Origin of the sequence: Thermobacillus sp. (assembly GCF_003390775.1) — a bacterium.
Classification (GTDB): domain Bacteria; phylum Bacillota; class Bacilli; order Paenibacillales; family Paenibacillaceae; genus Thermobacillus; species Thermobacillus xylanilyticus.
Genome location: NZ_QEWA01000055.1, coordinates 38,997 through 49,816, shown reverse-complemented (window position 1 = coordinate 49,816; position 10,820 = coordinate 38,997). Strand labels below are relative to the sequence as shown.

The 10,820-nt window shown below is 57.6% G+C and carries 13 protein-coding genes and 2 pseudogenes; 8 read left to right on the top strand and 7 right to left on the bottom strand.

Translation table 11 applies throughout. From position 1 onward, the window contains the following. The 3 genes and pseudogenes from C6W55_RS15915 to C6W55_RS15905 all read left to right on the top strand — a co-directional run. A pseudogene (locus C6W55_RS15915) lies at positions 1 to 236 on the top strand (IS4 family transposase); the annotation flags it as partial. A gap of 99 nt (positions 237 to 335) precedes the next feature. After that, positions 336 to 779 carry an ATP-binding protein gene (locus tag C6W55_RS15910; RefSeq protein ID WP_286893787.1) on the top strand — a complete coding sequence of 148 codons (444 nt, stop codon included), beginning with the start codon at positions 336 to 338 and terminating at the stop codon, positions 777 to 779. A gap of 34 nt (positions 780 to 813) precedes the next feature. After that, positions 814 to 1,524: a M50 family metallopeptidase gene (locus C6W55_RS15905; protein ID WP_286893785.1), complete on the top strand. Its 711-nt coding sequence runs from the start codon at positions 814 to 816 to the stop codon at positions 1,522 to 1,524. On the opposite strand, the gene C6W55_RS15900 is transcribed toward C6W55_RS15905, so the two are convergent. The 3 genes and pseudogenes from C6W55_RS15900 to C6W55_RS15895 all read right to left on the bottom strand — a co-directional run. Further along, positions 1,512 to 2,597: a flavin-containing monooxygenase gene (locus C6W55_RS15900; protein ID WP_286893784.1), complete on the bottom strand. Its 1,086-nt coding sequence runs from the start codon at positions 2,595 to 2,597 to the stop codon at positions 1,512 to 1,514. The genes C6W55_RS15905 and C6W55_RS15900 overlap by 13 nt on opposite strands. A 119-nt stretch (positions 2,598 to 2,716) precedes the next feature. Beyond that, positions 2,717 to 2,872, bottom strand: coding sequence for a zinc-binding dehydrogenase (locus C6W55_RS18185; RefSeq protein WP_353682049.1), 156 nt, complete (start codon positions 2,870 to 2,872; stop codon positions 2,717 to 2,719). Further along, positions 2,806 to 3,000 (bottom strand): annotated as a pseudogene (locus C6W55_RS15895) (NADP-dependent oxidoreductase); the annotation flags it as partial. The gene C6W55_RS18185 and the pseudogene C6W55_RS15895, both read right to left, overlap by 67 nt. A gap of 125 nt (positions 3,001 to 3,125) precedes the next feature. On the opposite strand from C6W55_RS15895, the gene C6W55_RS15890 reads away from it, so the two are divergent. Further along, entirely contained in the window at positions 3,126 to 4,058 is a 933-nt protein-coding gene (locus tag C6W55_RS15890) for a LysR family transcriptional regulator (protein ID WP_286893783.1), read from the top strand. A 27-nt stretch (positions 4,059 to 4,085) separates the two neighbouring features. Next, on the top strand, positions 4,086 to 4,610 hold the full coding sequence (locus C6W55_RS15885; protein WP_286893782.1) for a DinB family protein: 525 nt from the start codon (positions 4,086 to 4,088) through the stop codon (positions 4,608 to 4,610). Between the two features lie 59 nt (positions 4,611 to 4,669). On the opposite strand, the gene C6W55_RS15880 is transcribed toward C6W55_RS15885, so the two are convergent. Next, on the bottom strand, positions 4,670 to 5,260 hold the full coding sequence (locus tag C6W55_RS15880; RefSeq protein ID WP_286893780.1) for a CGNR zinc finger domain-containing protein: 591 nt from the start codon (positions 5,258 to 5,260) through the stop codon (positions 4,670 to 4,672). 11 nt (positions 5,261 to 5,271) lie between these two features. Further along, entirely contained in the window at positions 5,272 to 5,487 is a 216-nt protein-coding gene (locus tag C6W55_RS15875; RefSeq protein WP_213483923.1) for a hypothetical protein, read from the bottom strand. Positions 5,488 to 5,640: 153 nt separating this feature from the next. On the opposite strand from C6W55_RS15875, the gene C6W55_RS15870 reads away from it, so the two are divergent. The 3 genes from C6W55_RS15870 to C6W55_RS15860 all read left to right on the top strand — a co-directional run bounded on the left by C6W55_RS15870 (position 5,641) and on the right by C6W55_RS15860 (position 7,246). Then, the gene (locus C6W55_RS15870) at positions 5,641 to 5,859 is read left to right on the top strand and encodes a hypothetical protein (protein ID WP_213483922.1); all 219 of its coding nucleotides are present in this window, start codon (positions 5,641 to 5,643) and stop codon (positions 5,857 to 5,859) included. Between the two features lie 52 nt (positions 5,860 to 5,911). Further along, on the top strand, positions 5,912 to 6,652 hold the full coding sequence (locus C6W55_RS15865) for a hypothetical protein (RefSeq protein WP_213483921.1): 741 nt from the start codon (positions 5,912 to 5,914) through the stop codon (positions 6,650 to 6,652). Between the two features lie 81 nt (positions 6,653 to 6,733). Further along, positions 6,734 to 7,246 (top strand): hypothetical protein, encoded by a 513-nt coding sequence (locus C6W55_RS15860; RefSeq protein ID WP_213483920.1) that lies wholly within the window; start codon positions 6,734 to 6,736, stop codon positions 7,244 to 7,246. A 10-nt stretch (positions 7,247 to 7,256) separates the two neighbouring features. Here the strand turns inward: C6W55_RS15860 and C6W55_RS15855 are convergent, their stop codons facing one another. Then, the gene (locus tag C6W55_RS15855; protein WP_015256170.1) at positions 7,257 to 10,304 is read right to left on the bottom strand and encodes an FG-GAP repeat domain-containing protein; all 3,048 of its coding nucleotides are present in this window, start codon (positions 10,302 to 10,304) and stop codon (positions 7,257 to 7,259) included. After that, positions 10,301 to 10,726 carry a hypothetical protein gene (locus tag C6W55_RS15850; RefSeq protein WP_286893777.1) on the bottom strand — a complete coding sequence of 142 codons (426 nt, stop codon included), beginning with the start codon at positions 10,724 to 10,726 and terminating at the stop codon, positions 10,301 to 10,303. Before C6W55_RS15850 ends, C6W55_RS15855 begins: the two co-directional genes overlap by 4 nt. Between the last annotated feature and the right edge of the window lie 94 nt (positions 10,727 to 10,820).

Here is a 10,820-nt window from a genome sequence, read left to right as displayed (position 1 = left end):
GCCGTCACAACAACGACGCGCGGTCGTTGGGCGGTCTGTTTTTCCTGTTTTCCGACGAAGTTCGAGACCTGGATCTCAAAACGGCTTTGCAGCATCTGATCGCATTTTTCATGGCGTTCACGGAAGCGAAATCCAAACGGGATCAGTCTGCCGTTGTATGTCAACTCCAGCAATGGATTGCGAGTTTGCCCAATTATATCAAGGCTTTGTTCGGAAAATTAAGCTGCGAAAGTTGAGTTAATAACGAGTCTCAATTTATTCTTAGAATAGGCTTTGAAAAAGTAGGATTTGAGTATCAAACTAGAGAGATTATCGCAAACTCTATTGCTAATTACTTGTTAACTAAAGCTAGACAAGGAGAATTCAAATTAAACCCTATAGTATTATTTGTTGATGAAGCACATCAATTTTTGAACAGGAAAATACACGATGAGAACTTTCAGTTCACTCATCTAAATGCATTTGACCAAATTGCAAAAGAATGTCGGAAATATGGTTTATTTTTGTGTATAGCCACTCAAATGCCAAGGGATATACCCATAGGAACGTTGAGTCAAATGGGCACGTTTATAGTTCATCGATTAATAAATCAGTACGACAAAGAAGCAATAGTAAATGCTTGTTCAGCAGCTAATAACTCCATCTTGTCGTTTCTCCCGGTTTTGGGCGAAGGTGAGGCAATTTTGGCAGGTATAGATTTTCCAATGCCAATTAGCGTTAAAATAATCGAACCCACAAAGAAGCCAGATTCGAAGACCCCACGCTTTAAAACACTTTAAACACCCAATCTTCCGACCGAAATGAGGGGCGCCCATGCAATCCTGGGTGAAAATGGCGCTGTTCGTCCTGGTCACGGCGATTTTGACCCGGCTGGTGCCGTTCTCGGCGTTCTTCCGCAATGTCTATACGCTGGTGCACGAGATGGCGCACGCCGTCATGACTCTGCTGCTCTCCGGCAGCGTCCTGTACATCCATCTCTACGCCGACCAGAGCGGCGTCACGCACTCGATGATCCAGGCCGGCTGGCGGTCGATTCTGATCTCCCTCGCCGGATATACCGGCGCCGCCCTGTTCGCGTGGCTGCTGTTCCGCCTGCAGGCGAGCGGGCGCGAGAAGATCGGGCTGCTGCTTGCCGCCGCCATCGCTTCCCTCGGGCTGCTTCTCTTCGTCCGCAACGGGTACGGCATGCTGTGGTGCCTGGGGTTTGCGGTCATCACGCTGCTGGTCTGCTTCCTGACCCCGAACTGGCTGCGCATCTTCTACGCCTCGCTTGTCGCGTTCATCTGCCTCGTGGAATCGGTCATCAGTTCCGTGACGATTCTGGCGATCGCGATCATGGACCCGGCGGGGGCCGGTGACGCGGCGAACCTGAGCCGGGCGACTGCCGTTCCCGCCGTGGTGTGGGGGCTGTACTTCGCATGGGTTGCCCTGTGGTGTGCGCGAAATGCGACATCGCTCCTGTTCCGCTCCATTTGGAACCGCCGGGTCGGGGAACGGAGCGGGTCCGAGCATTATCCGCTGTAAATGGGGGTCAGGCCCGCGCGGTCCGTCCCGCCGCAATCCGCCGCAATCCGCCGCACGATCGCTTCCGCATCGCGCCCCACGCCGCCGATGAGCGCGGAATTGCGCGACGTCTGCCACGGCAGTCCGACATAGTACAGGCCGCCGACCGGGCTCACGCCCCGTTCGTGGATCGGCTTGCCCTCCGCATCCAAGGCCCCTGAAATTTGCAGCCAACTGTAATCGAACCGGAATCCGGTCGCCCAGATGACATTGTCCGCCTCCGCAACCGTGCCGTCCGCGAATTGAACGGTCCGTCCCTCCGCACGGACGGCCTTCGGCTTGAGCGTGATCCGGTTCGCGGCAAGCAGGCGCTTCAGCTCGAAGCCGAACACGGGATCGGGCCGCTTCCGGACGATCCTGCCGATGCGCGACTCGGTCGGCGCGTTCAGAATTCCCAGCGCGTCGAACCACCGGAAGACGCTTCTGCCGGCGATCGTGAGCGGGAAGAACGTCACCCGGTGCGCCGCGGACAAGATGACCCGGCGGCTTGCGGCCAGCTCCGCCGCGATCTGCGCGCCGGAATTGCCGCCGCCGATGACGAGCGCCGTGCCCGGCTTCAGATCGGCCGGATTCCGGTAATGCGCCGAATGCAGCTGGACGACGTCCGGGTCAAGCCGGCTTGCCATCGGCGGGACCCAGGGCGCCTGGAACGGTCCCGTGGCGACGATCACCTGCCGGGCGGTGAAGGCGCCCCGGTTCGTCTCCGCCAGAAATTCCCCGTCCGCTTTCCGCAGCGTCAGCACTTCGGTCGCGAGCCGGACGTTCAGTTGATGATCTTCGGCGTATTGCTTAAGCGCCGCGGCGATCTCGTCCTTCACCGGAAAGCCGTCCGGATCGCCGGCGAGGCGCATGCCCGGCAGCTCGCTGTAGTTCCGGGGCGTGAACAGCGTGAGCGAATCATAGCGCCGCCGCCAGACTTCGCCGATTTCACGGCCCTTATCGAGCACCAGGTACGGGATGTTGCGCCGGGAGAGGAAAAATGCTACCGCCAACCCGGCTTGCCCGCCGCCGATGACCAGCACGTCCGTGTGCATGACCGTTCGCCTCCAAATCAACTTCATAAAATATATATGAACAATTATTCATATATATTGACGAATTGTCAAGGCCAAGGACAGAGACCGCACGCGAACCGTGCGGTCTGGCGATGCGGTCAGTCGATTGTCAGGACGATCTTGCCGCGGCCCCGGCGGGTTTCAATCAGCCGATGGGCTTCGTCGGCCCGTTCCAGCGGGAACGTCTGTTGCCCGGAATTTGCGGTAAACGGACCTCGACATTCCCCGGGTACAGACCGCTCCGCACCGCGCAATCGAAATGCTGCACACCCGCCGCCTTCACCCGCACCCTGACCTGGCCCGGGCCGGCCTGCGGTTCGGGGAGGTCCATCAGCTCCATCACTTCCGGGCCGCCGAATGTCGCAAATGCCGCCGCCTTCATGATTCATCCCTCTTTTCCCTGTTCGGTTCTTGTGCCATTAGTTTATAATGAAACCGAAATAAACAAAAATATATATTCTGATATATGAATCATATACTCGGATATATGGGGCAGGAGGAGATCGCATGGAACTGTTGCAGCTGCAGTATTTCCGCACAGTGGCCCGGCTGGAACACATGACGCGCGCGGCGCAGGAGCTGCGCATCGCGCAGCCTGCGCTGAGCAAGACGATCGCGCGGCTGGAAGAGCACGTGGGGGTGCCGCTGTTTGACCGTCAGAGCGGGAGAATCCGGCTGAACGCGTTCGGCAGAACCTTTTTGCACAAAGTGGAGACCGCGCTCAATCTGCTGGAGGAAGCGAAGCGGGAAGTGGCCGAACTGGCGGGTCTGGAGCAGGGGAGCATCCGGCTGGTGACCTCGACGATGACTTCCCTCGTCGAACCGATCCGTGAATTTCTGGAGCGGCATCCGAACGTCGACATGCAGATTACGCACGCGGCTTCGATGGACGAGTTGGCCGCGTCGATCGATTCCGGGGAGGCGGACATCGGGTTCTCGGTGATGCCGATCGACCGGGAAGGGGTGGAGCAGTCCCGGGTGCTCGGCGAAGAGCTGTACCTTGTCGTGCCCCGGAAACACCGGCTGGCCGGCCGCTCCGCCGTCCGTCTCGCCGATGCCGCGGGCGAGCCGTTCATCGGGTACAAGGAAGGGTTTATTTTTCAGGATGTGAACGACGCGCTGTTCCGGCAGGCCGGCATCTCGCCGCGATTCGTCTGCCGGGTCGACGAGCCTGCCGCGATTCTGAGCCTCGTGCGGGCCGGTCTCGGCGTCGCGCTGTTCGCCTGCATCAATCCCAATGATCCCGAGCTGGTCTACCTGCCGATCAAGCGTCCGGTCTGCCGGCGCGACTACTGGCTCGTATGGCCGCAGCGGAGGTATCTCTCCCTGGCGGCCCGGAAGTTCATCGACTTCATCGGCGGCTATTTCGCTGAGGAGAATCGGAAAAGCGGCTTTTTCAGAGGAACAGACTGGCGTACAATGTCAGCAGGGGAAGTCTGACACGATGTCATTGCGAGGAGGGTGCGCGTGAATTTTAATTTGCAGGAAGCATTGGAGTTGCTGGAGCGAACGCCCCGGACGCTGGAAAGCATGCTGACGGGACTGTCCGATTCGTGGCTTGGGTGCCGCGAAGGGGAAGGAACCTGGAGTGCATCCGAAGTGGTCGACCATCTGATCGAAGCGGAGAAGCGCAATTGGATTCCCCGGATGGAATGGCTGCTTGCGCATGGTGAGGAGCAGCCATTTCCGCCGTTTGACCGGTTCGCCCATTTGCGCCAACCGTCCGGCCGGTCGTTGGAGCAGCGGCTTGCCGAGTTCCGGGAGCTGCGGGACGGGCATGTGGCCAGGCTGCGGGCGTTCATTGACCCGGAGCGGCATCTCGGGCTTAAAGGCATGCACCCGGAATTCGGAAGCGTGACATTGGGCCAGCTGCTCACGGCCTGGGTGGTGCACGACCTGACCCATCTGTCCCAGATCATCCGGGTGATGGCCAAGCGGTACCGCGACGACGTCGGCCCGTGGGTAGCGTATTTGAAGATCTTGAAGCAGTAACGATGAAAGGGCGGGTTGCCGCCGCCGGGGCCGAAGCGATCGTAAAGGCATGAAGGACGTCATCCGCCTGACTTCTTTTTCTGCCGGGCGTAATATTCGGCCGCCTTCTGACGGTTGCCGCACAATTCCATGCTGCACCAGCGCCGCCTGCCGCTCTTCGAGGTATCGACGAAATGCAGGATGCATGATGGGTGTTCGCACTTCCGAATCCGGTCCGGCGAATGGCTGGCCAGCGTGTCGACGATGGATTGGATCACCGCATGGCTTGCGCGGTCGGCAGGGCTCCGGCCTTCGTGAACCAGCCGGAACCCGCCGTCCCGCCGTTCCATTCGCGCCTCAATCTCCAGGCCGCGCAGAACTTCCGCAATGTCCGCGCAAGTCCGGTCGGACAACCGTCCGTTCCGCTTCAGATCCGAGATCGCGCCGGCGCAAAGATCACGCAGCCGCATGAGCGCGGGGAGAACGGCGGCCAGCATCCGGCCGGCCGCATGTTTATCTTCGGGGGCTTCCGTCAGCAATCCGTTCGACATAAGCCATTCGACCGCGAAACGCGGATCTTCGAGTCCGTCCGTCCGCTTGCCGTCCCGCATCATGACGGTGTTCGCCAGATTGATCCACAACGCGCCGCCGAGTGTCATGGTCCTGTGCATGGGATTTCTCCTTACAGCCTCAGAATTTCCGCAGTTCCGATCATGTCCACCCTTATTTTATTGGCCGCAGCCGCTTCAAGTCGAGCCGCAATATCCGCCGTCTCGTGATAGATCGGGGGATGGTGCATCGTGCCGTAGTGGATGGGAACTAGCGTCTTTGCATCGAGAATGACGGCGGCGGCGACCGCGATGCGAACCCCGGCCCATGGCAAACGTTGCAGAAGCATGTGCATTCCTCCCCCATGCAAATTGATATAACCATTATAATAGATTATTAACGGTTATATTGTGGAGTTATCATACCACACCAACTATAACCTGTAAATATTAATTTTAAAAGTTATAACTGCGGTCGGAAGACCACATTAATCAATTCTTTCATGACGAATCTGCAGCAATGGTACCCGGAAGACCGCGAGAAATCGGGCATCATCCATGGTGGAGGAGTTGCTCGGGAATTTGAGCAATGCCGACCGGGCAGCGGCGGAGTGGGAAATGAAATTATGGAGGCGTTGCCTCCATTCGAAAAGAACTGCGCATTCGAAGCGCCGGAAACAGATAAGAAAAAGGTTTCTAAATCAAAGGTAATTGACACATAAAAAACAAAATAGTAATATTTTAGGAGAATACACTTTAATTTAGGGGGGTTTTATGAAGAAAATCAGGTTTGCCGGAATCTTAATTGTTCTATCGTTGGTTCTGCTACCGACTGAAAACATCATAGCATCAGGTGATAAAACATATACCGAAGAAGATCATAAAAGGATTGTAGACCAACTTAAATTTGAAATTGACTCTGCAAAGAACGTGCCTAGTCCCGAAATTATTCTTAAACAAGAGAAAGTCCGTACTGACAGCCAAATTACCCATATGTTGTATGTAGTTCCCCTGTCTTTGGACAAATGGTTATATCGTTATCAATTAAGCAGATGGTCAGAAGCGTTGATAGATGCGGGATTGCCGATGTCAGGAGCGTTCTTGTTCCACTCTTTACAAGATGAACCATCTGATTTGGTTTATAATGCAGGTGAAGGTTACTCCAATACGGTAAAAAACTCAGAAGTCATAAAAAATTTCATTAAAAGTTTCAGAAGTGAACTTCCGTCTTCAGGGAATTACTACAGTAAAATGGGGAGCCTAACTTTAAATAAACCGGTTGATGTCTATTTAAGCCTGAATAAAGTGTCTTATATTGCCGGGGCTGAAAAGATTAACGGTTCATGGAAGGTTTATCTCAGACTTTACGACATATATGATTTTGAACACCAGAACTATACGACTTCCAATGGGGTTCCCAGTGCTTTTGTCACATGGGTGAATAACCATGCTGCTGATGCTCAAGAAGCTGGCGCCATTGTGCCTTATAGTATTACAATTTATATACAGGATTAAGATGAAGTGGGGACTTTATGTCCCCACTTCACCGTTTTTCAATTTTATGTACAATTTTCAATATGCGTCAGGAGGGATTGGATGGCCGCCGGAACCGGCAAATCGCGATCGCGGCTGATCGTCTGGATTGGCGCGATCCTTGCAGCGATCTTGGCGCTGCTTGTCGTGATCACGGAAGTCAGCAAATCGCTGGAGAGGACACAGGCTGAAGTGTGGCGTTTGAACTGGGGATTCGATACGCCCGAGCCGGAGCAGCTTGAGCGGATTCTCGCATACCCCGGAAGGGACCATGCGCAGTATTCGATCGCCCGTTACAGCGAGGAAGCGGTCCGGGAGATGCTTGCCATGCCCGATTGGGTCAGCATCGAGTCCGCGACCGGCTACGTATCCGCATTGATTGATGCCTTCATGACGGATCTGCAGCAATGGTACCCGGAAGACCGCGAGAAAATCGCGCAATTGTTCGTACAGCACCCGCCGGTTTTCGATGAACAGGATTATTACCTTGTCAAAAATGAATCGGACGGCGACCGTCTGATCGCCGTCCTGAATCCCGATCTCCGAACCCTTTATGTGCTGGAATCCTACCAATGATTCGGGTGCGTCACCGAATCTTGAGCTTCATTTGAGCCCGCTCGCCGTAATGGATGATGGTGTAATGGTTGCCGTCGCGCTTCACGCGCAGATTTTTGCCCGTCACGTTGAGCGGCTCGGGGGAGTAGATCTCGATCTCCTGCATCCCCTGCGCGTCAAGCTGCAGCTCCAGCGCGCCCTCCCGGACGGTGAACGCGACCGGGCCGTTGCTGCGGACGACATGGAGGCGCTCCGTTATCTTGGACGAGTCGACAAGATCGACCGCCGTCGGCCCGGGAATGCCGATGTAATGCCCGCCATTGCCCTCGTAATAGAACATGCCGGACGTGTCGACTTCGCGGTCCGCGTACGCCTCGCCGAGCTCCAGCTTCACGCCGAGCGTGCCGGCGTATTCCTTCACATTGGCGGGCACTTGCGAGCCGTCAGGCGTCAGATAAATCTGTCCGCCGTCCGCCTGCACTTTCACATCGGCATAGAACGTGTTCAGCAGCGACCGGGCGATCTGCTGCTCGGTCATGAAGGTGTATTTGTGCGTCTCCCGGACCCGGTTCATGGCGGAGATCATCTTGAGCAGCTTCTCGTACAGATCCGTTCCCGGCTTCATGCTGTGCTCGATATGCTCAAAATTGATAAGCGGAATGTCGAACTGCGCCAGGCTGTCCCATGCCATGCCGTAGTTGAGCGGGTGGGGCGCCGGCGAGAACAGCATGAACGGCTCGGACGGCGTATCGCCGCTGTCGTCGGGCAGCAGGAACGGAATGACGAACAGGAACTCCGCCCCATCCCGCGGCGCCGTGCTCACGTTCGGCGGATTGAACCCGAAGTTCCACCAGATCCCCGCCTCCCGCTGGTTGCGGAACGTCTGCAGCGCGTCCTTGTTGATTCGCCACGTATGATGGTTGACGCCCATGTCGTCGTCCCATTCCAGGCCGAGCGCGTGGAAGGCCGCCTTGTGCAGGGCGATCTCCTGCTTCTCCCGTTCGTCCGACATGTATTCATGCAGGTACATGTGCGGAATGAGCGGAAGATGCTTGCGCTGGATGTACCGGAGGTTCCCCCGCAGATCCTTCGGATAGGGGAACAGCGGACTGTCGATGGCGTAAGGGCTGCCGAATTCCAGATGTCCCGTGATCAGATCCTTCTTCCCGTCCCCGTTCCAGTCGACGACAACGGGCACCGCGTTGCGCCCCGGCTTGATCGTGTTCGTGCCGAAGAAATTGTATTCCTCGCCCGTAAGCGGCCCTTTGTTCGTCAGCGTGCCGTCTTCCCGGCCTTCCAGCAGCACGATCTCTCCGCTTTCGGTGCCGACCAGCAGGTCGGGGATGCCGTCGCTGTTCCAGTCGGTCGCGAACGGCGCGGCGTACCGTCCGACGTTCACCGGCTCGCCGTCCGCCCGGATCGGTTCGGCCGGGTGAAGCTCGAGCGAACCGGAGGCGGTCCCCCTGAACAGATGGAGGCTGCCTTCCGCGTCCCCGACGATGAGATCCGGGATGCCGTCGCCGTCCCAATCGGCGGCGGCGGGCGCGGCTGCTCCGGCGACGGACAGCGCCTGGCCGCCGGCGGTGAAGGTTCCCGCAAGCTTCAGCTTGTTTTTGCCGTTATTTCGGTACAGGACGACTTCGCCATTGCCGCTTCCGAGCACCAGATCGGGGTGACCGTCGCCGTCCCAGTCCACGACGAACGGCGCGGCGTCGCTGTCCGTCCGGACGCCTTTCAGCTTGACGGGCTTCTTGAAGACGAGGTCTGTTGCCTCGCCGTCATTTTCCGCGAAATAGACGTATCCGTCATGCGTGCCGATGATGAAGTCCGTCGCGCCGTCCCGGTTCCAGTCGACGGCTGTCGGGTAGGCCCGGCAGCTGGTGTCGAGCTGCGACAGGAACGAGTTGTATCCCGGCACCCGGCCGAAATGGATGTTCGCCTTCTTGGTCGTCAGCGCCCGGCCGGCGGAGAAGAAGGAGTCGCTTTCCATATTGACGAACCGCGGCGCTTGGTCGGTGCCGATGTTCTCCAGATAGCGGAGCGATTCCATCCAGACGCCGCCGTTGTAGCTGCCGCGCACGACGGAGTAGGTCGGGACCTGGTCGTGTTTTTCCAGCAGCTCGGTGAATTTGATCATGTCCCGCAGCACGAACGAATACAGCGCCTCATAGTGCGCCTGCCAGGCCATCCCCGGTCTGCCGTACGGGCCGTAGGCTTTCTGCACGGAGAAGCCGTGGTGCTCCTTCGCGGCGAACTTGATCAGTTCCGTCCGGAACAGATAGTTGGCGCTGGCATAGCCGAAGTGGAAATATTTCTGTCCTTCTTCGGCCTGCAGATCGAAGCGGGTGATGAACTGCTCGTTCGGCAGGAAATTGTTGGCCCAGATGACGGTGCCGTCGCCCGCCTGATTGGCCGTGAGCAGCGCGAGGTCGCCCTTCTTCACCAGCGGCACGGCCTGATCCGTCACGGCGCCTTCTTCGAAATGAATATGAAACTTCGGATTCAACCCGTTGTAACGGCCGTAAATGTCGCTGAACGACTGCCACACCCGCTGAATCCCCTGCAGGTTGCGGCGCACTTCCGGATACGCGAAGTTCAGCTCGGTATCCTCGATGGGCGTCATGGCCGCGATGCCGGTGAATGCCGCAGGGAAGGCGTCCGCATATTCATGGGACAGGAACAGGATGCCGCCTTGCTCGACATAGGCGATGAGCCGGTCCCGGACTTCCGGCCAGGCGGGTTCGCCGGTCAGGTCCCGGTCCAGGTACACCAGATCATAGGAGTCATCGATGGCGGCCGCATCCAGCTGCCGAACCGTCAGCCGCGCGTTCGCCACCGTGGTTTGCCGCAGGTGATGGAGAATGCCGGCGGCGCTGATCCCCCCGGAGCCGTGCAGGAACAGGACATCGACATGGATTTCCGGGCCGGACGCTGCCGGCGCAGCCTCGGCTTCCTTCAGAAGCGAGGCGGGAAGAACGGGCGAGATGTCTCCCGAACCGCCGACGCATTGGGTGAGCAGGCCGAGCAGGACGATGGCCGGGAGAAGCTTTTTCCATAGCAACTTCAACGACAATCTCATCGGACAAGCCTCCGCTTTATAAATATTCCCAGTGTGGCGGCCAGAAACGGCAGCAGGGTGATGAGCAGCACATTGACGGCATGGAACGAATCGACCAGCGGAAGCCAGGCGTACGGCAGATGGAACAGGCCGTACATATAAATCGCGTCCAACGCCAGGTCATGCAGGGCGTAGACCGGATAGAGCAGCAGGCTGATGATCAGCAGGGACAGGGTGGACAGCACATTGCCCAGCGCTTTGCGATGAGGGGTGAGCAACAGGCCGATGACGAAAGAGCCCGGCACGATGACGGCGGGGAACCAGCCGATCATATGAAAGGTGTCCACGCCCGCCCTCCATAGGCCGTAGCCCGCGGCGGCGATGAGCAGCAGCAGGATCAGATGATAGAATACCAACCGCAGATTGTTCCGGATATAAAACACGATACCGACCACCCGAGATGCCACAGGAAGACGCTGGCATTTAATAATGACGTATTATACCGCAGCATGGTTCAATTGCAAGTTGCTTCAGAAA

What these genes read in the sequence shown, in the direction of transcription:
- C6W55_RS15870 (WP_213483922.1), top strand. Translation starts at nt 5,641, where the DNA reads ATGACGAATCTGCAGCAATGGTACCCGGAAGACCGCGAGAAATCGGGC.
- C6W55_RS15865 (WP_213483921.1), top strand. Translation starts at nt 5,912, where the DNA reads ATGAAGAAAATCAGGTTTGCCGGAATCTTAATTGTTCTATCGTTGGTT.
- C6W55_RS15855 (WP_015256170.1), bottom strand. Translation starts at nt 10,304, where the DNA reads ATGAGATTGTCGTTGAAGTTGCTATGGAAAAAGCTTCTCCCGGCCATC.
- C6W55_RS15890 (WP_286893783.1), top strand. Translation starts at nt 3,126, where the DNA reads ATGGAACTGTTGCAGCTGCAGTATTTCCGCACAGTGGCCCGGCTGGAA.
- C6W55_RS15905 (WP_286893785.1), top strand. Translation starts at nt 814, where the DNA reads ATGCAATCCTGGGTGAAAATGGCGCTGTTCGTCCTGGTCACGGCGATT.
- C6W55_RS15900 (WP_286893784.1), bottom strand. Translation starts at nt 2,597, where the DNA reads ATGCACACGGACGTGCTGGTCATCGGCGGCGGGCAAGCCGGGTTGGCG.
- C6W55_RS15875 (WP_213483923.1), bottom strand. Translation starts at nt 5,487, where the DNA reads ATGCTTCTGCAACGTTTGCCATGGGCCGGGGTTCGCATCGCGGTCGCC.
- C6W55_RS15860 (WP_213483920.1), top strand. Translation starts at nt 6,734, where the DNA reads ATGGCCGCCGGAACCGGCAAATCGCGATCGCGGCTGATCGTCTGGATT.
- C6W55_RS15880 (WP_286893780.1), bottom strand. Translation starts at nt 5,260, where the DNA reads ATGCACAGGACCATGACACTCGGCGGCGCGTTGTGGATCAATCTGGCG.